Source organism: Ktedonospora formicarum, from assembly GCF_016587355.1.
Lineage (GTDB): Bacteria > Chloroflexota > Ktedonobacteria > Ktedonobacterales > Ktedonobacteraceae > Ktedonobacter > Ktedonobacter formicarum.
The window spans coordinates 940,513-962,264 of the sequence record NZ_BNJF01000003.1; the positions used below are offsets into that span (position 1 = coordinate 940,513).

General features: G+C 56.1%; 21 protein-coding genes and 1 pseudogene. 16 read left to right on the forward strand and 6 right to left on the reverse strand.

The annotated features are described in order from the left end of the window. Nucleotides 1-52 precede the first annotated feature (52 nt). Nucleotides 53-730, reverse strand: a complete 678-nt coding sequence (locus K3T82_RS30740; protein ID WP_220197332.1) for a helix-turn-helix transcriptional regulator — start codon at nucleotides 728-730, stop codon at nucleotides 53-55. Nucleotides 731-1,186: 456 nt separating this feature from the next. Between K3T82_RS30740 and K3T82_RS30745 the strand changes: the two genes are divergently transcribed. The 3 genes from K3T82_RS30745 to K3T82_RS30755 all read left to right on the forward strand — a co-directional run bounded on the left by K3T82_RS30745 (nucleotide 1,187) and on the right by K3T82_RS30755 (nucleotide 4,537). Further along, on the forward strand, nucleotides 1,187-1,855 hold the full coding sequence (locus tag K3T82_RS30745) for a hypothetical protein (protein ID WP_220197333.1): 669 nt from the start codon (nucleotides 1,187-1,189) through the stop codon (nucleotides 1,853-1,855). A 254-nt stretch (nucleotides 1,856-2,109) separates the two neighbouring features. Then, the gene (locus tag K3T82_RS30750) at nucleotides 2,110-3,396 is read left to right on the forward strand and encodes a leucine-rich repeat domain-containing protein (RefSeq protein ID WP_220197334.1); all 1,287 of its coding nucleotides are present in this window, start codon (nucleotides 2,110-2,112) and stop codon (nucleotides 3,394-3,396) included. A gap of 631 nt (nucleotides 3,397-4,027) precedes the next feature. Continuing rightward, complete coding sequence (locus K3T82_RS30755; protein WP_220197335.1) at nucleotides 4,028-4,537, forward strand: hypothetical protein; 510 nt, start codon at nucleotides 4,028-4,030, stop codon at nucleotides 4,535-4,537. Nucleotides 4,538-4,803: 266 nt separating this feature from the next. Here the strand turns inward: K3T82_RS30755 and K3T82_RS30760 are convergent, their stop codons facing one another. Then, nucleotides 4,804-5,322, reverse strand: coding sequence for a hypothetical protein (locus K3T82_RS30760; RefSeq protein WP_220197336.1), 519 nt, complete (start codon nucleotides 5,320-5,322; stop codon nucleotides 4,804-4,806). A gap of 340 nt (nucleotides 5,323-5,662) precedes the next feature. On the opposite strand from K3T82_RS30760, the gene K3T82_RS30765 reads away from it, so the two are divergent. The 8 genes and pseudogenes from K3T82_RS30765 to K3T82_RS30800 all read left to right on the forward strand — a co-directional run bounded on the left by K3T82_RS30765 (nucleotide 5,663) and on the right by K3T82_RS30800 (nucleotide 11,780). Continuing rightward, the gene (locus K3T82_RS30765) at nucleotides 5,663-6,622 is read left to right on the forward strand and encodes an alpha/beta hydrolase (RefSeq protein WP_220197337.1); all 960 of its coding nucleotides are present in this window, start codon (nucleotides 5,663-5,665) and stop codon (nucleotides 6,620-6,622) included. Nucleotides 6,623-6,814: 192 nt separating this feature from the next. Next, on the forward strand, nucleotides 6,815-7,531 hold the full coding sequence (locus K3T82_RS30770) for a helix-turn-helix domain-containing protein (RefSeq protein ID WP_236031648.1): 717 nt from the start codon (nucleotides 6,815-6,817) through the stop codon (nucleotides 7,529-7,531). Nucleotides 7,532-7,635: 104 nt separating this feature from the next. Next, nucleotides 7,636-8,217, forward strand: a complete 582-nt coding sequence (locus tag K3T82_RS30775) for a dihydrofolate reductase family protein (RefSeq protein WP_220197338.1) — start codon at nucleotides 7,636-7,638, stop codon at nucleotides 8,215-8,217. A gap of 193 nt (nucleotides 8,218-8,410) precedes the next feature. Further along, nucleotides 8,411-9,217 (forward strand): class I SAM-dependent methyltransferase, encoded by an 807-nt coding sequence (locus tag K3T82_RS30780; protein ID WP_220197339.1) that lies wholly within the window; start codon nucleotides 8,411-8,413, stop codon nucleotides 9,215-9,217. 220 nt (nucleotides 9,218-9,437) lie between these two features. Next, complete coding sequence (locus tag K3T82_RS30785) at nucleotides 9,438-10,160, forward strand: MBL fold metallo-hydrolase (RefSeq protein ID WP_220197340.1); 723 nt, start codon at nucleotides 9,438-9,440, stop codon at nucleotides 10,158-10,160. 117 nt (nucleotides 10,161-10,277) lie between these two features. Beyond that, nucleotides 10,278-10,843, forward strand: a pseudogene (locus K3T82_RS30790) (TetR/AcrR family transcriptional regulator). A 75-nt stretch (nucleotides 10,844-10,918) separates the two neighbouring features. Beyond that, complete coding sequence (locus K3T82_RS30795; RefSeq protein ID WP_220197342.1) at nucleotides 10,919-11,263, forward strand: YrdB family protein; 345 nt, start codon at nucleotides 10,919-10,921, stop codon at nucleotides 11,261-11,263. A 67-nt stretch (nucleotides 11,264-11,330) separates the two neighbouring features. Then, nucleotides 11,331-11,780 carry an HIT family protein gene (locus K3T82_RS30800; RefSeq protein ID WP_220197343.1) on the forward strand — a complete coding sequence of 150 codons (450 nt, stop codon included), beginning with the start codon at nucleotides 11,331-11,333 and terminating at the stop codon, nucleotides 11,778-11,780. Between the two features lie 109 nt (nucleotides 11,781-11,889). On the opposite strand, the gene K3T82_RS30805 is transcribed toward K3T82_RS30800, so the two are convergent. Continuing rightward, a complete protein-coding gene (locus K3T82_RS30805) occupies nucleotides 11,890-13,893 on the reverse strand; it encodes an ATP-binding cassette domain-containing protein (RefSeq protein WP_220197344.1) in 2,004 nt (667 codons plus the stop codon). Nucleotides 13,894-14,030: 137 nt separating this feature from the next. Between K3T82_RS30805 and K3T82_RS30810 the strand changes: the two genes are divergently transcribed. The 4 genes from K3T82_RS30810 to K3T82_RS30825 all read left to right on the forward strand — a co-directional run bounded on the left by K3T82_RS30810 (nucleotide 14,031) and on the right by K3T82_RS30825 (nucleotide 18,204). Beyond that, nucleotides 14,031-14,306 (forward strand): hypothetical protein, encoded by a 276-nt coding sequence (locus K3T82_RS30810; RefSeq protein WP_220197345.1) that lies wholly within the window; start codon nucleotides 14,031-14,033, stop codon nucleotides 14,304-14,306. Between the two features lie 404 nt (nucleotides 14,307-14,710). Next, entirely contained in the window at nucleotides 14,711-15,169 is a 459-nt protein-coding gene (locus K3T82_RS30815; protein ID WP_220197346.1) for a hypothetical protein, read from the forward strand. A gap of 427 nt (nucleotides 15,170-15,596) precedes the next feature. Further along, a complete protein-coding gene (locus K3T82_RS30820) occupies nucleotides 15,597-16,862 on the forward strand; it encodes an MFS transporter (RefSeq protein ID WP_220197347.1) in 1,266 nt (421 codons plus the stop codon). Nucleotides 16,863-16,989: 127 nt separating this feature from the next. After that, the gene (locus K3T82_RS30825) at nucleotides 16,990-18,204 is read left to right on the forward strand and encodes an MFS transporter (RefSeq protein ID WP_220197348.1); all 1,215 of its coding nucleotides are present in this window, start codon (nucleotides 16,990-16,992) and stop codon (nucleotides 18,202-18,204) included. A 357-nt stretch (nucleotides 18,205-18,561) separates the two neighbouring features. Here K3T82_RS30825 and K3T82_RS30830 read toward each other — a convergent pair whose 3' ends face one another. From K3T82_RS30830 to K3T82_RS30840, 3 genes are all read right to left on the reverse strand, one after another. Next, the gene (locus K3T82_RS30830; RefSeq protein WP_220197349.1) at nucleotides 18,562-19,089 is read right to left on the reverse strand and encodes a hypothetical protein; all 528 of its coding nucleotides are present in this window, start codon (nucleotides 19,087-19,089) and stop codon (nucleotides 18,562-18,564) included. A gap of 108 nt (nucleotides 19,090-19,197) precedes the next feature. After that, a complete protein-coding gene (locus tag K3T82_RS30835; protein WP_220197350.1) occupies nucleotides 19,198-19,425 on the reverse strand; it encodes a hypothetical protein in 228 nt (75 codons plus the stop codon). A 554-nt stretch (nucleotides 19,426-19,979) separates the two neighbouring features. After that, entirely contained in the window at nucleotides 19,980-20,216 is a 237-nt protein-coding gene (locus K3T82_RS30840; RefSeq protein ID WP_220197351.1) for a hypothetical protein, read from the reverse strand. 128 nt (nucleotides 20,217-20,344) lie between these two features. Between K3T82_RS30840 and K3T82_RS30845 the strand changes: the two genes are divergently transcribed. Next, on the forward strand, nucleotides 20,345-21,343 hold the full coding sequence (locus K3T82_RS30845; protein ID WP_220197352.1) for a coiled-coil domain-containing protein: 999 nt from the start codon (nucleotides 20,345-20,347) through the stop codon (nucleotides 21,341-21,343). Nucleotides 21,344-21,752 lie beyond the last annotated feature (409 nt).

The window sequence follows — 21,752 nt, forward strand, 5'->3', positions numbered from 1 at the left end:
TGCCTCTGAGTATAGCATGATAAATAGAAATTGTATTGAACAAAATGGACACTTACTCGACCTTGCCATTGCTCGCGATCTGCGCAGGCGTGTAACCGATGTAGTGCTTGAGGGACCGCGTCATATGCGGCTGGTCGGCATAACCTGCCTGATAGGTCGCATCGAGGAGCGAGTGTCCCTGCCCCAAGAGAGTCATCGCGTATTGCGCCCGCTCGATCTGCTGGATAGTCGTAGGAGTGAGACCAGTCGCGCGCTGAAAGCGGCGGCGTACTGTACGCTCTGAAAGTTCCTGCGGCTGCTCCTGTAAGGCCGCGCTCACGACCGGATCACATTCCATTAAACCCTGACGTACCAGCCGCGCCACAAAGATCTCGGCATTGTCATAATCGGGAAGTTGCCAGGTAGAGCCATGCAGCCAGAAGGACGCCTTAGACGAGAGCGGAAGGACAGTCTCAGTGTCTACCAGGCCATCAACCGGTAGCTTTGGAAGAAATATACCAAGCTTAAACTCAATAACCAGAAATTCCGCCCCCTCAGGCTGAGTCGTGGGTCGAGCCCTGGTAATCGGCCCCTCAGCGGAAACCTTCACACGCCCATCCTGCTTATGGAAGAGCAGATGCCAGCGACTGGCGGCTGGACAGATCACAGCATAATCCTTCCCCGCCTGTCCACGCCAGATCATATCTATATATGGAGAATCCGAAGCTCGCCCCTCCATAGAAATTTCCATCTTATCACCCCTCAATCCTACACTTTAAAAAATATTCAACCACATGCTCTCTCATTCCCATCTGCTCAACAAAAACGGAAGAGGTGGACTGCCCTGGCTGAAGCTCCGCGTCTACTTATGACAGGGTCGCGTCTTCCTACATATATAGGCGCAACGCTTGAGCGAGCGCTTACCCTCCTCCAACTACACATCCTCTCCTCACGCTCGAATGCGGCCTAATCTTGCTTATAAAAGCATTTGAGAGTATACTTGCTGCGTAATGTATCGTTCCTCTTTGCGTGCATGATACGTGATTAGGGGCTGGTAGTTGGATGGATCACCTTATCGATGATCCTCTAATCACCCAAGTGGGATTGAGCGTGTCCCACGGCGTTTGAGTAAGTCGCGCCACGGCATCCGCTGAAAACGTTCACCCTTACGAGTCGCACGCTGCGGCTCACAACCCAAGGAGAAGTCGTGTCTGTTGGCCGACTGAGCAAAGTACCCCTAACAAGGGTCTCGGTCAGGCGCATCGAGAACCTGATCGGTGCTGCCAATAGGGTAAGGATGCAGGGCACCACCCTCTCCAGCGAGGAGCTCGGCGAGTGGTTCCGCCAGGTGGCGGTCCTCTACGGCTTCAACGACGGTGACATCCGCACCTTCGTCGAGGGCGAGGGCGGCGAGCCCTACCACGTGGTATGGGTTCGTGTGTGGTTCTCAGAGGCGGCCCATGCCTGGGTTCGTCTCTCCGCCCTTTCGGGGCCGGAGAAGTCGTTCACCATCGACCGTGTCCTGTTGCGGGGCATGGACGACATGATCGAACTGCTGCACCCGTACCTGGAGGGTGACGCGTTCGCCAATCTGGAAGAGCAGCTCGATGTGGTCCGAACGTACTGCGGCTTCCTGGACGACGAGCAGCTCGACGCCGAGGACATCAAGAGGTACACCAGCCCGCCAGTTGACGGGGTCGAGATCCGCGATCCGAGCACCGGGGAGTTCTCCCCGGAGGTCTGCACCGGGGAGAACTCCCCGGAGGTCTGGCTCCGTGTGCGGCTCAACGCCGCCGTCTACGACCCGGCCTACGCCCTGATCCGCATCTCGCGGGGGTATGGCGTGGTTGGCAGTGTGATGTTCCAGTGGGAGTGAGCATCTGCGCGTGGTGGCGAGGCCTCGACCTGTGACATGGGTCGGGGCCCCGCCCCTGGCTCGCTCAATCATTAATACTTGCTCCTAGCCTTCTCAATACCGTATTGACTCTAGCTTTTTATTAGGCTATGCTGCGAATCACTACATGACAGGACATTACTCACCATGCCTCCTCCTCTGCTTATCTTTTGATATTTACCATACACGTATGGCTTAATTGATCGCGGCTAGCATGTATATAGGAAAGGGTTAATATGTCAGATACGACACGGTATAGTGAAGTTGAAGTGCAAGCGCTTGGTCGAATAGAGGGCTGGCTACGAGCGCGGAATCTGCTCGATGAGGTTAAGTCTATCACACTGACCGAGGACGGCGGGCGCGTTCATGCACGCCTTGAGCGTGGACACGTGGTGGCTCTGACGCTGCGCTACTGCGAGCTTGCCACGCTACCCGAAGCCCTGGGAGAACTGACGTCACTTGAATATCTAGATCTCTCCGGTAATCGCCTGGATACCATACCAGAAACACTCTCAACCCTGACACAACTACGCGTGCTCAGGCTAGATGCGAACCAGTTGAAGAGCCTGCCTGAGTGGCTGGGTGACCTCATGTCACTGGAAGAGCTACACATCGACTTGAACCAGCTTACCATGCTACCCGAAAGCGTGTGTACACTCCCACATCTCACGCTTCTGCGCGCCTATAGCAATCAGCTTACCTCGCTCCCGGCGAGCATCGGACATCTGACAGCACTCAAGGACCTCAGTGTTGGACATAATCACCTGAGCGCCCTTCCCTCGTCTATCTGGCGCTTACATGACCTTGAAGCACTCAACATCGCCGAGAACCAGTTAACCGCCCTATCCTCGCACATCGGCAACCTGCGAAGGCTACGAATGCTGGACGCGGGCCATAACGACCTGGAGAAGATACCGGAGGAGCTCGGTACTCTCTCGGAACTGACGGACTATCTCTATTTGAGTGATAATCACTTGCGCGAACTGCCTGCATCCCTCTTCACCCGGCTGACAGGCCTGACCTACCTCAATATTACCGACAACCAGCTCACCTCGCTTCCTGAGTCACTTGGCAATCTGACCAGCCTCCGCGAACTCCGACTTTATAACAACCAACTCACCACACTACCCGAAGCACTTGGGAGACTTATACACCTGCGCGAGCTACACGCCATGCGAAACCGGCTCACGACGCTTCCCACGTCACTTGGTGAGTTGCGTGACCTCAAAGAGTTACGCTTGAGTGATAATCACCTGATCGAGCTTCCGGAATCAATTGGCTCTCTACACTCTCTGACCCATCTCGACCTGCGCAACAACCATCTACTTACGCTCCCAATGAGCATAGGCAAGCTCGCCAACCTGGAATATCTGGATCTGCGCGCTAACCGACTGATCACACTCCCAACGAGCCTGGGTGAGCTTCCCCATCTTGCAAAGCTTGATCTACGCTGGAACAAGCTCAGCGCGCTCCCTGCCTGGCTCGAACAACTCTCCGCACAGGGCTGTTCAGTTCTCCTCTAACCGTTATGCTGGACGGCATTTAGCATAACCATTAGAGCGCATAAGATTACGGATGGCAGACTCTACGGTATAACGCGCGCCCCTTGCTCTTGAGCGCTTGATTGGGTATAATCGTCTGTATGCAATATTTCGGGTCGCTGTTCATCATAACCAAATATTGATGGATGATAGCAGGTGGTTCTCTTCGCAAATTTCTGAGCGAGTCGTCCCTTCACAAGGGGCAGCACTAACCGTATTAGCGGAGCCAGTTTTCGCGGAAGAGCTTGGAGCGGAGCGCTCACCAGGCGGAGGGTAGGCTTGATCCCCTTCGTTTCCGAACTTCACTCCTGTCATTGGTTGCCACGTAATGTGTGCGCGGGGAGACAAAAAATGATCAGCAGATTGGACAGAATTTCGGTAAACGCATAGAACTAGAAACGAGGTGAACGCTAAATGAATAGGCTGCTGGCAATCCTCTGGGAGAGCCATACCAGCCACAAAAGAATAAGCAAGACAAAGACATCGGCCACTGGAGGCGATGTAAAATGTCAGAAGGCAGTCATAGTCGGAGGCCTCGGCACGTAACGGCAGAGCAGGCCCGAGACGCAAGAAAGGCGCAGAGGCAAGAGGCGTACAACCAACTCCGAAGGGGTTGGAAGCCTTACAGGAGGCGCTGGTCGCTGCCATGAAGGCGACCAAGGATGTGCGGGCATCGCTAGAAGATGGTGACAAAACCTATAGCCTCCTAAGGGCTTCGGAGTTGCGTCTCCTGGGGTATTGCCTGATGTTCGACGCAATCTTCCTGATAACGTACGACGCGCTCACGGTGGCGTACCGCAAGAGAACTGGGAAGGCCGTGCATTCTGGAATGGGTGTCCGTAAGGATGATACCATTGTGGACTTCGCCGGTGGGCTCGCCTTCCTCAAGAAATACGCCGCACCTGAGCCTGATCCTGGGCTACCCACCGAGGTGCGCGAGCGCCTGGAGGCGAACCGTGAACTCTTCGTCGAGGCGACGAATGTGCTCAAGTGGGTCTACAAGCAACTGAGGAGCCCTGCCTGGGAGATCTACCACCGAGCGTCCAAGTTCTTCGAGGGCCTCGATGACCACTGGCTGGAACCCTATGGCGCGCCCTCTCACGAGATGTGCGACGCTGCATGACTGGCTTTCATGTTTTCGCTGCTAACAAGCAGCTTGCATATTGTTTTGCTTACAAGCGAGAGACAACCAAAACATCGCGGTCCCCACACCCAGGGGTTCCGCGACGTTTTGTTTTTGGGCAAGAGTAATTAGGAGCGTTGAAGTGAGCATATCCGTAGGGAGAGGCACCGCTGCTCAAGCGACACGGCTTCCCATCATGAAGAGAGGAGGCACGGAGTATGTGTACCGTGCCCCCTTAGTCGCGGCTCTTTCTAGCTAGCCGGTCATTACCAACCTCTTAACATGGTCTGGTAATATGAGTGCACGGCTGTACGGGCTGATGAACCATAGTATGGGTGAGAATAAGTGCTATACGGGCGGTAGTATGGGCGATAAGGTTGGTAGTAATACGGGCGATAGTATGGCCGGTAGTACGGATAGTAGTACGGCTGATAGTATGGCCGGTAGTACGGATAGTAGTACGGACGATAGTACGGGTAGTACGGACGATAGGATGGATAATGTGGATAGTAGAGTGAGGTGCCCGTGTTGTAGAGCGACGTTCCTGGTGTGTAGAGTGAGGTGCCCGTGTTGTAGAGCGACGTTCCTGGTGTGTAGAGTGAGGTGCCCGTGTTGTAGAGCGAGATGCCTTCGCCATCGGGCTGGGGCTTTACAGCTTTGGCGGATTCATTGGTCTTTACGCTGGCGGCTGATGCCGAATGGCCTGAACTGATTAACAGCAATAGGGCAAGCGAACTGCTGAATACAGCCAGGCAAATGATCTTTGCTTTAACTGAAAATTTCATGAAGTCCCTCTCTTTAGATTAGATATGTACAGCACTTCGTCACATCTAATCTAAGCTAAAGCCACCCTTGCTCTTGAGGGGGCTAAACACGACAAAAGTTCTGACTGGCGGACATTTCTTTTATAAATAGAGCGACAAACACAAGAAATGACATGGGTTCGCGCTACAGGCGTATTTTTTGAGTATCAATAGCGCCGGTCAAAACCGATGTGTTCGCCAACCTGGTCCTACCTTTGCCGACATTCCTGCCCTCAAACTCCTGCTCCCATTGTTATCGCCAGGCTTCAATGATAAGATATCTTCAATATGAATGGCCTTCTCAAGTGAGGTATAAAAAAGCGTGTCGACTGTTCTTACGATTCTACTCACCATCGTTACCCTGATTTTTCTCGTATTGCTTATAAGTACTGTGTACTTCTATCGCCTGGGCATCATTCGCCAGAAGCGCAAGGATATTCTGCTGGAGAGTCCGGACCTGGAGGCGAACCGAACATCTTCCAGCGGTGATGTGCCACTTCCCGAAATTCCCTGGGTTGAGCAGCAGGCATTCGAAAATATAGATATGATGTCCTTTGACGGCCTGCTCTTGCGTGGCTACTATCTGCCCGCAAAGGTTCCGACGTCACGTACCGCGATCCTGGCCCACGGCTATATGGGTCACGCCAGGAATGATATGGCGCTCTTCGCTCGCATGTATCATGAGCAGTTCGGCTATAATGTGCTTATGCCTGATACACGCGGACATGGCGCGAGCGAGGGTGGCTATATTGGTTTCGGCTGGCATGATCGCCTCGACTACATCAAGTGGATTCACTACGCTATCCAGCGCGCGGGTGAGGGCGCGAGCATTGTCCTGCATGGGATCTCAATGGGGGGCTCGACGGTGCTCATGACCAGTGGCGAGCCGCTACCGCAGGAGGTGAAGTGCGTCATCTCCGATTGCGCCTACACCTCCGCTCTCGATATCCTGACCTACCAGCTAAAGCGCATGTATAAGCTACCCGCCTTCCCCCTGATCCCATTGACTAGCCTGCTCTGCAAGCTGCACGCTGGCTATAGCTTCGCCGAAGCCTCAGCCATCAAGCAGGTGCGCAAGAACCGCCTCCCGACCCTCTTCATCCACGGCGCGGAGGATACCTTTGTGCCAACGGCGATGGTGCATCAGCTCTACGAGCAATGTTCCGCGCTCCACAGGGAAGTGGTTATCACTCCCGGCGCGGGTCACGCCCTCGCCTACACGACTGACCCCGCCGCGTACGAGAGCGCTACTCAGACCTTCCTGACCCGCTTCATCTCCTAGTCTGTTTCTCTTTCCAGTTGGCATGGTCACGCGATCATGCCAACTATTTACCTGATAGATTACTCCCTTTGGGTGATTGTGCCTCCTCTCATCTTGAGCTATGATGGAGAAAGCTCTGCGCTTACGTATAGCTTTCTGAGCGCTGCTGTAGGCCGTTAATTGTCCCCTCTGGGAAGTGTTGGAGGCAGATGCATGATTCACTTTGATGAGCTACGACTCTCGGACTCGCCCTTTGTTGAAAGGATCTGGTGCTCTCACAGTGAGGGCACTCACCCGTTTCTCTCCATCGCCGTCAGCCGCGTTGAACTGGTTATTAGCAAGCTTCAGGGCAAAATGACCATGAGCATTCGGGGACCAGAGACCAGATTCACCCCGGTTGGAGATTGCCCCACGGATGGAGAGTGGGTAGGTATCCTGCTAAAGCCGGGGGTATCTTTGCCCCATCTGCCGATAAGATCGCTGGTGGACGATTCGGTGGATCTGCCAGAAGCAACCAACAACACCTTCCAACTAGGCGGCTCGGCATGGCAATTCCCTACCTATGAGAATGCCGATACTTTTGTTGACAGACTGGTACATGAGGGATTACTGGTTCGTGATCTCATCATAGAGGCAGCGCTTCAGGGGCAACCCAACGATCTGACCACGCGCTCGGTTCAGTATCGCTTCTTGCAATCTACAGGAATTACGCAGAACACTATCCGCCAAATCGAACGGGCCCGCGCCGCGACCTTCCTCTTACAGCAAGGTACCTCCATTCCCGACACCATTCAGCGAACGGGCTATTACGATCAGCCCCATCTCACACGGTCACTGCGACACTTCATCGGGCAAACGCCCGCGCAACTCCTTCAACACAGCCGACCAGAGCAGCTTTCGTTTTTGTACAAGACAACTCCTTTTCTTTGAGGCATACTATCCTTGTTCAGGTTGATGGAAGGGGTAGCATTTGACAAAAATCTATGGAACACCCTTTCGATTATACGTCAATAAAGAATTATATGGAGGGAATCATGCGCAAGATAGTTGTCTCAGAGTTTGTATCGTTGGACAATGTTATCCAGGCCCCAGGAGGCCCGGAAGAAGATACCGAAGGCGGCTTTACTCATGGCGGATGGACAGGCCCATTCTGGCACGACGATATAGGAAAGCACTTTTTTGAGGAAATGAGCCAGAGTGACGCGATGCTTCTGGGACGCAAAACATGGCAGACCCACGGCGGCGCATTCAATCCCATGCCAGATGGCGACCCCTTCGGCGATGTCATGAACAAGACGCCTAAATATGTCGTTTCCACCACCCTCACATCGACCTCCGCGTGGCGCAACTCCACATTGATTCGCGCAAACGTTGTCGATGAAATACGCGCCTTAAAAGAGCAGCCGGGCAAGAACATCGTCATCGATGGCAGTAGCGTGCTGGTACATACCCTGGCCCAGAATGACCTCGTCGATGAATATAGCCTGCTTGTGTACCCAATCGTCCTCGGCAACGGCAAGAAGCTATTTCCTGAAGGGCTGAATGTTTCTCTGCGCTTGATCGCGTCTGAGCAATTCCCATCAGGCGTAGTACTCATGCGCTACGCACGCGCCTAAAGCCGGGTGCGGAACAATTGAGTTAGGATGCCCGGCGTTGCGCTTTTGCCACGCCGGGCATAAAAAAGCGCAAAAACCCATTGTTCCGCTTAAAGCGATGAGGTATACTAGGCAGGCACAGTTAAGTGCTCGATTATCTACGTACTCCTTATCCGAAAACCTGAACGCGTGCGCTAGCCGCGGCAGCGGCGCCGTGCCCTCGAATGAGGGTTGGTTTTCGCATAAGACCTTAGCGCTCTCGCCCGCAGAGGTGAGAGTTCAGAAGGGAAAAGAAACCATAGCCCGAACCATTTACTATGATCAAATCGCCAAAAAATGGCATCGTCTCACAGGATATCACGGCGGCCCGTTCAAGCGATATGTGCTTAATGACCGCATCCTGCAACAGATCCCTGGTATCGCGGGGAACGCCATTCTTGAGCTTGGGGCCGGCAACGGCTACTTCGTGCCTATGCTGCTTCGACGCTTCTCCGGACAACTCCCCAGCCGTTTAGTTATCACAGACCAGTCGTCAGAGCAACTTGATATTGCCCAATCCAACTTCTTCATCGATGGGGCTGAATATGAGATTCTGGATGTCTCCGACCCATTCCCATTCCCCGATCAGAGTTTTCATCTCATCCTGGCGAGTATGCTCTTCAATGAGCTCATAACCCGCAACCTGGAACAGGCATTGAAGGAATGCTCTCGCGTTCTGGCGAAGGGGGGACAACTGATCGCGGCTGTACCACATCCCGATTTTGTCCATTCGTTGTCGAAGAAAGGGGCCTTGACCGACTTTGGTCATGGATTGTTCGCCATGCCAGGAGCGGGAGGGCTTCGCCTCCCAGTTTCACGCCGTCCGCTCGTGACCTACCTCAAAGCAATGCAGGATAGCGGCTTCATAGTCGAAACAGAGGACCTCTACCCCGACGAGAAAACGCTCAACGAGAAGTCGGGCCTCACTATCTCCGCTCGCAAACCACTCGGTCTGCTCTTCAAGTGCTCTCTTCCTGAATAGCTCCAGTTAAAGCGCGAATCCCCTGGGAAGCGCCAACATTACAAGGTGCTTCTGATAATCATCTCATCAGAAGCACCGTAGCCTCATAAGGTGCATCCTAGCAAGCTCACCACAATCTCCGCTCTTTTCCCCTTGACAAACTAATGTGATTAGTTTAATATATGCACATATTAGTTAATAAACAATTCCAGTTCGCAAGAGAGGGTGAGACGGTATTATCATGAAAGTAACCAAGCATAGCGAGAATCTCTACCAGTTGACACAACTGGGTTTTATCAATTGCTACCTTGTGCGCGAGGACGATGGCTTTACACTGATTGATGCCGCTATGAGCGGGCAGGGGCCAAAGATCATCGAGATAGCACGCGGTCTGGGCCTGCCTATCACGCGCCTGCTCCTGACACATGCCCATGCTGACCACGTAGGCTCCCTGGATGAGTTGCATGAGGCCCTGCCGGACGCACAGGTTGGCATCGGCGCACGGGACGCTCGCTTCCTCTCGGGTGATATGAGTATGGACCCCGGTGAGCCAAAGACGAAGCTACGCGGCGGATACGTGGTCACGAAGACAAAGCCCACACTGCTGTTCAATGAAGGTGATCGCGTCGGCTCGCTGGAGGTGGTTGCCACGCCAGGTCACACACCTGGACAGGTCGCCTACTTCGACACGCGTGACCGCGCGCTTATCGTAGGTGATGCCTTTCAAACGATGGGCGGCGTAGCGGTCTGTGGCACCTTCGTACCACTCTTCCCCCTGGTCGTTATGGCAACCTGGAACAAGGGTCTCGCCCTGGCAAGCGCACGCAAGTTGCTGGCGCTTCAGCCCTCTTCGCTCTCAGTCGGTCATGGACGCGTCCTCAAGCAGCCCCAGGCGGAGATGGAGCGCGCCATCCAGGTCATGGAGCGAGTCGTCGCGAAGGATAAAGAATCGCAGGAAGCATAGCACCATGAGGAAGGGAAAGCGCTCGCTAAAGCGGATGCGTACATATGAAGGTCAAAACCTAATATATGTAGCCGCGTCGCTTCAGCAGCGGTATGTGTAAAGGAGTGAAGGCATTACATGGTTCATAGGATTGGGCTTGATAAAGCACGGGTGGTAGAAGAGGCCGCCAGGTTGATTGATGAGGATGGACTTGAACAACTGTCTCTCGGTCGCCTCGCCGAACGCCTCGGGGTGCGTACGCCTTCACTCTATAACCATGTCGCGGGACTGGGGGGACTCAAGCGTGATCTCGCCCTCTACTGCCTGCGCGACCTGTTCGATCATACACTCCGCTCGGCGGTTGGGAAGGCGCGCGAAGAGGCTATCATTGCCTTCTCCAACGCCTATCTAACGTACAGCCGGGAGATGCCGGGTCGCTACATGCTGACGCTGGCACCCAACCCCGACGATCCAGAGGCCCAGCAGGTTGCGGGAAAGATTGTGGAGGTGATCGCGGCCATTCTCGCCCCTATAATCTGGGGGAAGAAGGCACCATCCACGCTATCCGCTCTCTACGCAGCATTGTTCACGGCTTTATTGCCCTGGATCTCGCCGGGGGCTTTCGTATGGCTATAAACAAGGACGCCAGCTTCCACTGGATGATTAAACTCTATATCGATGGTCTGGAACAGCAGAAGAAATAATAGGCGACCAATATGACGCAGTAGCACCGCTGCTGAAGCAACACGGCTACAATATATAAGAACGGATTTATCATTATGGCTATCATTAAAAACAGCAATCTCGCGCTGGCATTCTTTCTGGAATTGGGTGTATTGGTCGCGTGGGGCTACTGGGGCTTTGTCGTGGGGCCTAACCTGCCCTTCAAGCTATTATTTGGCATTGGGATGCCCGTCTTAGCGATTGTGGTCTGGGCTCTCTTTGGCGCGCCTACGGCGCAGTGGCACCTGAATGGTATCTGGCGGATCGTGCTAGGGATAATCTTCTTCGGCTCGGCAGCCCTGGCCCTTTATCTGGCAAAGCAGCCAGCCTGGGGCCTTGCCTTCGCCCTCGTCTTTGTCCTCAACTGGGGGCTTGGCTACGCCTTCGGGCAGCAGTATTAGCCGCTCTACAACATGTTATACTAATAACTTGATTGATAAGTATAACTATAGAAGCGAGGACCTTCCAATGGAATGCCTTACCTGCCTGAACCTGAGTGGTGAGCGGCGCATATCGCCCGCACCGTTCATCTATGAGGGCGAGCACTGGGTTGTCGATCATGCCTATCCCACTACGCATGCTGGCTGGTTGGTGATCCTGCCCAAGCGCCATGTCGAGGCCCTGCATGAGTTAACGCTAGAGGAGTACCAGGAGCGCGCGGAGATAGAATACAAGCTTGTGCAGGCTATGCGCGGCTATGACTCGGTGCAGAAGGAATATACCATGTGCTTCGCAGAGGGCGAAGGCTTCCATCACGTCCACATCCACGTCGTTCCCCGTCCCTTTGATCTAGCGCCCGAACTCAAGGGACCGCGCGTCTTCGGTTTCCTGCAAGTCGATGCAGAGCACGCCATCCAGGCCCCAGAGTTGACCGCCTTTTGCGAAGACTTCAAACGCCGTCTAGCCGCGCTAGGCTAACCTATCCCCATAAAAACCACGAAGCCGTGTTCTATGCTCACCTTGTGGGTGGCATAGAACACGGCTTCACTCTTGGAGGGATCGCCTCCGTGAGCTTGGCTGCCCGAGCTTACTCAGGCATAAGTTGACCGTTTTCGAGGTTGAGGTAGATGACCGGCGGGTGACCCGACCAGACAGGCTCCCACTTCCGACTTGCCATGATCACAACCAGGCAACCATGGTAGTACTCCGCCAGGAGTCGCTCCACAGTCTCCCGGGCCTCCGGGTCCAGGGAACTGGTGTGCTCGTCCATGACGAGAATCCTGCAGTGCGGATTCGTCTCCCGCTTCAGAGCCATCTCAACGGCAGCCAGACGCTGCCTGGTGCCAGGAGACTTCAACTTTGTCGGGTCCAGGGCGAGATCAAGACCTGCCAGCCCCACCCTGGCGAGCAAGCGCTCGACAAGTTCAGGGTTGGCGGCACCGTCCATCGCGGTTGAGAGCACATCGTGGACGCTGGAGCCCTTGATGAACTCGGGCGCGAACAGCGCGATGCTCTGCTCTCGGATCTCATCATATCCGAGACCCGCCATATCCTGGCCGTTGATCAGGACGCGCCCAGTTGTGGGCGTGAGCAGACCAACGAGCATCTTCGCCAGCGTAGTCTTCCCGTGGCTCGTCTTCCCGGTGACCACGTAGACGTTCCCACCTGTGAGGGTCTGCGAACACGGTTGCAGGATCGTCGCCTCCACCCCGGACGGAGTGTCCTGTACCGTGTAGCTGACATTCTCCAGACGCAGGCTGGGAATGGCAGGGGGAGATACGGCCTTCTTCAGACACACCTTACCCTTAGTCGCCTTCCGCTTACGCCGATAGGCGAAGAGGCTTCTGATCAGGAACCGCCGCCTGGAGGCTACCATCCTGCGCTGAAGCTCGACGCCCTTGAAGTGGTGCCGCTTCTCGGCATTCTTCCAGTAGCGAATCGAGATCCACAGGAGCCGCAACCTGAGTTTCAGGCCACTCCATGCCTTCTTGAAGCAGGACACCAGCCCGCTTCGCCAGACGCTGTACAGGCGCTTGCGCTCCCGACGGGAGAACAGGCGGGAGACGCACTTGCGAGGCGTGGTCTCCGGCTCTTCATAGGCCGGAAGCCTCGGCAACGCGAGGGCCTTCAGCGTGTTCTCGATGGGCGAACGCAGTTCCTGAACTCGCACCCAGGAACGAGCCACCTGGAGCAGGGCCGCGGACATCTGGGTCAGGGCCGCCAGGATAGCTGTCGAAACCGACGACTGCATGTTCACATGCGCCGCCACAATCAGCAGCGAAGCCGTAGCGACAGTGGTGCCCATGCCCAGGGGCATGACCATTGCGCTAGCCGCGCGCTCGGTGCGGAACGACGTGTCCCGGACAGATTCCACATCCTTCTCGTACCGCTCCACAAGATACGGCGCGGTGTGGAGGTGCATGCGCCTGAGCCCAGCAGAGCCCAGCACTGCCTGTACGACGTTAGTGAGGAAACGGTTGGCGGTACTGCGCTCAGCGATCGCCTTCGTCCGTGCATGCCCGATGCAGATCGCCACTACCAGGAACGGGATCAGCGTGACCAGCGGGAGCAGTGAGAACTTACCAGCAATCACCACAACCGCCGTGGCGTTGGCCATCAAGGCCAGCGTAGCGCTCATGAAAGGGACGGGCCCGCTCATGAGGGCGTTCGAGGCGCTATTCAGGCGCCGGTACACCGTCTGCTGCACGTTACCCAGCATGTCGCTGTCCAGACCGGGAGGGGCCTGTTCGGCGCGCTCCCGAAGCTGCAACCGAATGCGGGCAATCCCCGTGTACACCAGGCTCGCGCCGATGGTGTTGCTCCAATGTGTCATCAACGCATTAACTGCGCCGACGACAACCAGAATGCCCGCCAGGACTTCAGCGTCCTTGAGCGTGCCAGCCAGGCCGACCTCCTTGATCAGAATGGGCGTCTCAAAGGCCGCCGCAACACTGATCGCGGTGACGATCAGCATAGCAATCAGCGCCGCACGCCGACCACAGACCAGAAGCTTCATGAACTGGTAGAACTGCTTCAAACGCTCGGTACGGCTCACTCGCTCGGTACGGTTCTCTTGCTCGGTACGGTTCACTGATCCTCCTAAGATCAGTTGAAGGTATATATGTTTTTTAAGGTGCTATCCTCGCGTCGTGGTGACGCGAGCTGTCCATAGTAGCTCCCTTCTTTGCGCACCCCCCTGTTCCTCGCCATGCGAGGGAGCAGTCAGGGATGCAATTTTTCCCTATCTCCTACATGTACAGCGCCATCCGCGCTATCCATCGCACAATTCTTATGCGAACACCATCGCCACTAACGTGCCTGGTATTCGTACAAGGAACACGCGACGTCGCTGCTGAAATGGCTCTATTCTCTTGCGTCTCGCGCTCAGAACTTCCCGCGCACAACCAGACCAGAAAAGTCAGAGGCACAGGCGGAAGGATCGCGGAGCAAGTTGTATATGTGCGCGCCAGCATGTGGAAATCGCGTGAAGCGAATACCACCTGACGTTTTTCGCAACAGACCCGATCAGACGAGCCGTGCGATATGAAGCCAGCATCAAAGTGTTACCACCCGATTAGCCTCAAAATTTACAGTAGTAATGTAACACACACGCACGTAATTCAACAATTGCTTCTAATCCTAAAAGAATGGAGTTAGTACTAATTTACCTCTCTCTGAGCTTGTGTCCTGTACTTACGGGCTACAGGTCACCTATTCTTTGGGAATAGTGTAGTCAACGAGGCTCCTTGAGGCCATGAACTACACTATTCCTAATCGATATGTGGATCCCCAAATGGGCAATGCGGTGTCACCGTTTCCTATGCTCAACTCATCACCACGCTTCTTGACAAGAGCGAGAGCGATCAATGACAATGATTGCAAGCACTTCATATATAAAGGGATTTACCATGACCGAAGATCAAACGAACACGCAGGATGTTGAGGACGACAACTGGCTCAATCGGCAGCGGATCACCTGTCCAGCCTGTCAGCGTCCACTTGAACGTATCGATCACTCACCTTTCATCGATTACCACTACCTCTATTGCGATACCTGCCCCATCCATGTCGAGGTTTGCTACTACGATGAGACATTCCAGGCCCTCGATCAGGCTGCATCCAGGGAAAATGACAGTCATACCTCACTCATGCGGGTGATAGAGGCTCGCCTCAAGCCATGTGCCTGTGGTGGGAGCTTTAAGCATGACGCGCCACGCCGCTGCTTCACTTGCCATGCTCCCGTCATCATCGATGACGCGGCTGGTATCGACCTCTGGCCCCCCGAAGAAGAGGTCGACGAAGAGCAGGAGGCAGAGTGGTGGCCTCGCTTCACGCGCGCTGATGACCTATGGCGCGATACGCTTTAACACGCGAAGCATCAAATTGGGGCTCCGCATAGATAAAAAGGCTTGATAAGAGGAAGCGTGCGGAGTATAACATGAGTAGAGTTCTCCGATGCCTTTTCTTCGTCCTCTGGCGGGAAAGCATCGCATCCTCCAGATTTGTTCCCCCTTCACGGAGATCAGCTCATGCTCATCCCGCTGCTCTGAGCACACGTTCGCGTGGGACGTCATAGCCTGGGTCTGACGTCCTTGAAGGGAGATTCAAAGAGAGGATCTTGCGGTGGCTCGCGCGGGATTCTATCCCTGCGGCAGCACAGTCAAGAAATCAGGCGAGAGACAGCAACCAGACGAAAGGATTGATAGAAACGATAGAGAATACTTGAGCCAAATAATCGCGCAAGACCTCGTGGGAAAGCTGCAAGAAAGATCTCATCACTAAGAAGGTGGTAATGTGTGGGGCCTGACGCTTCCTGAAAGCTTGCGAGTGCGTCAATTCCGGTGCTATATGACTACCCTCTTCCTCTCAAGAGCTGGGGGCTGGGGGCAAACAATCGTCGTCGGAATGATCGCCCTCCAGGGAGGGCTCTGGGCGCTCTTCGGGACGGTGGCTATTGGCCTTGCGCCCAGAATGTTCCTCGGGTCGTGGGGTGGGAACATCATCGATAGGTATCCCCATCACAAGGTCATGCTGTGGGCCAGTTCTGTCCAACTAGGGCAGGCGCTCGGCCTCTGTGTGCTCCAATTCACGGGGAACCTGAACCTGTGGGGGCTGTACCCGCTGATTCTGCTCGGGAACGTTGCGAGTATGGTGTTCGGCACCGCCCAGCCGGTGTACATCATGAGGCTAGTCCCCTACTCCCTGCTCAACAATGCCCGGTACATCAATAATCTCACTGGCCAGTTGGCGATAGCGCTTGGGGCCGTGATTGGTGGACTTCTGTCCGCGCCGGGGCAACTGGGATGGCTCTTCCTGCTGAACACAGCAAGCTTCCTCCCGTTCATGCGTGTCCTACGCCATATGCGGGAGGGAAAACGTGCTAGACCAGTTCAGAAGAAAGAGAAAGTGAAGATGCGTGAGGCCCTGGAGTACCTGGGCCAGAAGCGAGAGGTACGGCTCGCAGTCGTCGTGTACTTCGTCGTGACGACCTGTATGAGCGGTTCCATGCTTCAGCAGCTCACTGGCTACGCGCTCGGCGGCCCTCACGCGTACTCCCTGCTCGTAACGGCAGCCAGCATCGGGGAATTTTGCACGGCCCTGGTGCAATCGCTTCGGGGCAGGAGGCGTTACTCGAACGTGATTAGCCTGCTGGGCTGGTCGGCCTGGCTGTGCTTCTTCCTCATGCTAGGCAGGGGCGCGACATCGCTCTGGCTGGCAATGTTCTGCCTGGCGGTGGCAAGTGTCGGCCTTAACGCGATCAACATCATCGCGACAGAGCTGATCGTGAATGAGGTGCCAGAGCATATCCAGGGTCGCATGAGCGCCATCGACATGATGGCTGCCAACGACGGGATGCTACTCAACGGCCTGCTCGTCTGCCTGATGCTTCAGACGTTCAAATTCGCGGGCGTGCACACCGTCGCAATCGGTTTCACCGGGTCAGGGCTGATCTTTGTCGGATTGGTCTGGGTGCTCCATCCCAGGGGGCTCAGGCTCGCCCTGTCATCCACCTGCCTGCTCTGGACGCTATACAAGTTCAGGTTCAGGCGGCACAAGTAGTTTCGACGCTGTCTCAACTAAACCCTCGAGAGCTACCGTCCGGGTAGCTTATCGAGGGTTCGCCGTCTCTGTGAAATGCCAGTAAGAGGCTAGACACAACGCTTACAATGGCAAGAAGGGGGTAGTTATGAATAAAGAAACGCAAAACGAGGAGGCATTGGACGCACGACGCGCCGGTCCGAGGCTAGTACGCCTCAGAATAGCGTTGGCCTTCGCGGTCTTTGTCTTGATTGGACTTAACGATAGCGTGCTGGGTATCCTTCTACCTGGCATTCAGGGCGCGTACCATATCACGCCCGCGACGGTGGGCTTGATCTTCCTGGCGGCTACCTGTGGCTATCTTAGCGGCTCCCTGAGCGTGGGTAGCCTGATCGCGCACGCTGGCTTACGCCGCGTCTTGCTTGGTGGTGCGCTTATTTATATTGGGGGAGCCTCGCTCATAACTCTAGCACCACCTTACCCCCTGGTGCTATGCGCCTTCGTCATGACTGGCTTCGGCATGGCCTGCCTGGATGCCGGTCTGAATGCCTATATGGTCGGGCTCCCCAATAACACCATGCTACTCAACTATCTGCACGCCTTCTTCGGCCTGGGCGCATGGCTAGGGCCTCTACTGGCAACTGGCGTACTGGCGCTCGATTGGCAATGGGGGAGTACCTATCTTGTGATGGCTGTGCTCTGTGTTGTGATCTTGCTTGGAATTTTCTTCAGTTACGAAAAGCATGTCCCGAACGAAGCAGAGGAGGCCCCCCGCCTGCGCGCGCTCTTCGCGGGAACGCTGAGGCTACGCGTGGTCCAGTTCGCTATTTTCTTCTTGATCTTCTACGGTGGAGTGGAGGTCGCGCTGGGTAGTTGGAGCTATAGCTTTCTCACCGGAGCACGCCTGGCACTGCCCCTGTACGCAAGTTGGATGGTCAGCGGCTACTGGCTTGGCCTAACTGGTGGGCGGATCGTGCTTGGCTGGTTCAGCCAAAGGGTGGGGAATACGCGACTCATACAGGGCTGTCTCCTCGGCTCCTTCGTGGGTCTGCTGTTGACATGGTGGTCGCCAACGCCGCTAGTAGCGGCTCTGGGCCTGTTCCTGACTGGCTTCAGCCTGGGACCAATCTTCCCCACAACCTTCGCTATCATGGGCACACGTGTTCCACCCCTGCTACTCCCCAACGTCATCGGGCTACTCGCCAGCCAGGGCAATATCGGCGGAGCCATATTCTCCTGGGGCGCGGGCAATGTTACCCAATACCTCGGACTCAACCTGCTCCTGCCCTTCATCCTCCTCCTCACGCTCGGAATGCAACTTGCCTGGCTCGGTGTCTACCAACGCCCCAAACCCCATATGTAGTTGAAGGCCGCTGCTGAAGCGGCGCGGCTACATATAAGACTCATGCTTGAACGCGAGAGGGCGAATATTTCGAATGGGTTGGAGGCCGCTGCTGAAGCGACGCGGCTACATATAAGACTCATGCTTGACGCCTAAGCGTGACATTGAAGATGGTTCGGATTCCGACCAGGCATCACGCCCCTGAAATGCACCATATGTAGCCGCGTCGCTTTAGCAGCGGCCCCTCCCAAAACACAGAAGCGGCGTGGCCCCCGGTGGGGGTCACGCCACTCCTGCTTGACGGTGGCACCTTCAGGCCGTAGCCATCAGGTTGCCGGTGGTTCTCTTGCCGGCGGTTGAGCGCTCAGACAGGGGTTGTCAGCTCTTGTTGAGGCGCTTGAGCAGCCACCCGAACTGCTGCTGGGTCCGCTCCTTCCTGGCCGTCCTCAGCCGGTTCCTGGCCTCGACGCTGTCCGCCTTCTGGGTGTCCGTCGCGATCTTGCGGAGGCGGTCCAGTTGCTGCTGCTTCTCCTTCCGGGTCGCCGCCGCCTTCTTGGGAAGGCCATCGGCCTCGTACTGCGCCGCCAGCTCGTCGAAATAGGACGCCATGTCCCGGATCTTCTGCTGGGCCTCGCTGAGGTCGCCCTCGTCGAGGGCATCCTCGGCGCCGGAGATCGAGGTCTCGACCTCCTCGGCCTTGGCGGTCAGGGCCGCCGCCGCCGCCTGGTCCTTGTGGTTCATCTCCTCGATCTCGCGCTGGACGGCCGCGTCGTCGGCCGCCAGCGCGTTGCCGTTCGCCACGCGGCACGCCGCGTGGCTCGTGCAGAACTTCGCCATCCGCCGGTCCTTGGCGTGCAGCCGCTCGATGAGCTTGTTCAGGTCGCTCTGGTTCCCGAACCTCTTCATGGCAGATTGCCTTCCGTGATGCAAGTGGGGAATCCCCGCTCGCTTACCTGTGATTTTCCTCCATCGGGTTACCCCGGCAGAGGGAGACCACCTATAAGCTCTCACGGATCAGGCCTTCTTCTCGGGCTCCCAATCAAGGAGCTCGAGTACCCGGTACTCATCCAGGCCGTCCTCACTCGGACGGTCAGAAAGTAGCCGGCAGGCCGGGCAATTCGTGCAAGTCTCTCTGTAGCACCTGCCGCTACAGGTCGAGAACATACGTCCCCGAACCAGGTCTTTGCGGAACCGCTTGCACGCCTTGACCAGTAGGCTAGGCGTCAGTCGGCTATCCGACATGATTAGCCCCCTCAGGGGTGTGAGTTCCTTATCTTCTTCCGACCCTGGTTTGCCGGTGAAGCCCCGTCTCGGATACGCTCTGGTAGCCGGAAGAGGGCAACGTCTACAAATAGGTTAGGGAGAAAATCCGTCAATGGTACCTTTCATTTCCCTTGCACGCTTGAGAGCGAGCTCTGTTCGTTCGCAGGTAGGTCGCGAAAAATTCTCTTCGCGCCCTCATCACCAACGAGTTAGCCCACATGCCTCGCACCACAAGCGAAACGCACACGCGAAGTCATAGAATAACCTCGCGCACCATCCATGTGAAGTTAGACCACTCAAAAAGCGAGTCCCCAAAGGACGCGAGCAGTCAGCGGATGGGTTCAGTGAATTGTGCTTATCATAGCACATTGAACACGGTATGCGTAGGGGAATATAGGGACAAAACCAGCCAGGCGAATATGTAGGCATTGAGCTTGAGCCTGCGCCATGCCCCCCGCCGTGGGCAGGATCGGTATTGACTAAAGCTCAATGCCTACATATTGGACGTGTGAAACTGTCCCTACTTTGGCCTATCATGCTCTTGCAGTCTGTGCTACAATAACTTCACTCAATATCACTTTGTAGCCTGCTTGCTCGCGAGTAGGCGCGATGGAAGGTTGTGTGATCCTTCCATCACCGTTACTAGTCTGAACATGACCTGCGGCGGAGTGCGCGAGGAAGTTGGAATTGACCAACAATCCTCTCAACACTATCAGCGCGGCCATACCATCAGGAGGAACATACAAAGGCAACACACCAGATGGAATCATGGAAACTGTACACCTCGCGCAGAGCGAACACCTACGCCTGTAGCAGTGTGTCGTTCGTCGGTCTTCCGGCGGGCGACATCTCCGGCAGACACCGAGATGTTCACCCCTCTCACGAGGAGCAGCAAGCAATGCCAAGGGACAAGAAGCAGTACCTCGTCGGTGAGCTCTTCCGCGACCAGCGGGCCGACGGCAGGGGCGGGTTCAACCACAAGGACAGCGCTGCGGCCCACAACTACCAGAGCGAGATGGCCAACCAGGACACCCGCACCACGGGCAGCAAGCAGGCCACTGTGCAGTCCAACGCCCCCGTCTTCCAGGCCTACCTGAGTGCCGGAGGCGACTGGCAGGGGCGCGGCGTGAAGGCCGTCGACGCGGCGCTGGCCGCCGCCTACAAGGAGGTCCAGCTCCGCAAGAAGCCCGCCGACGACGCCTGCAGGCTGGTCGAGGAGCAGGAGGCGGTCGTCATCACCTCCTACACCAAGCTCGTCGAGCAGTACGTGGGTGACCTGGAACGCTCTCCCAAGCTGGAGAGCAACGTCAGGAGCATCATCGGCACGCTGGAGCGCAGCGCCACGACCTCGTTCGGCGAGCTGATCAAGCTCGACCGCATCCGCCTGGAAGCCCGATCCGACCACGACGCCAACGAGGTGTTCTACAACTGGCTCCAGACCCAGAAGAACGGGATCGACCCCGCCGACTGGACCAAGAAGCGGACGGCGTACATCAAGGAGCAGAAGAAGCTCGGCGGCGCCGCCACGAAGGAGCGCAAGGCCGCCGAGGTCGTACTGCACAACGCGGAGCGCGACCTCAAGAGCTCCATGCGCAACCGCGTCAGGGCCGAGACCGAGATCTTCAAGAAGGAGCAGGAGATCGGACGCCTGGAGAAGCAGATCGACGACAAGCGCACCAATGAGTCGCTGAAGGCCTCGCTCACGCAGAAGGTTGCGACCCTCCGCAAGGCCATCGAGGATCTGGTCACCAAGATCGCGGGCCTGCTCGCGACGCTCAAGAACCTGGTGCAGAAGGCCATCGAGGCCAAGCGGCACCAGGTCCACGGCATCGTCCGCGAGGTCCACGTGCGCAACGCGCAACGGGCGGGGTCGGAGGACTTCGACCTGACGGCGTGATCGCCCGGCGGGAACCCAGCCTGAGTGGCTGAGTGCCCGCTGACCCTACAGTACAGTGCCATCGTTCCATCGGACGGGTGCGACGCTCTCATGAGCGCCGCACCCGTTCCGCGTTTTTGGGGGTCAGTTGGTGTGTTGGCTACGCCCGTGCGCTCGCTAAAGCTGAGCGACTACATTTGGCAATGAAGCATGGTTTTGTAAGGGAAACATGCCTTCTTTGAAGATAATATTTACACTGTCGGCGAGGAGAAACTGTCCCTACTTTGGCCTAGCATACTCTTGCGGCTTATGCTACAATAGCTTCACTCAACATCACTTTGTAGCCTGCTTGCTTGCAAGTAGGTGCGATGGAAGGTTGTGTGATCCTTCCGTCACCGTTACTAGTCTGAACATGACCTGCGGCGGAGTG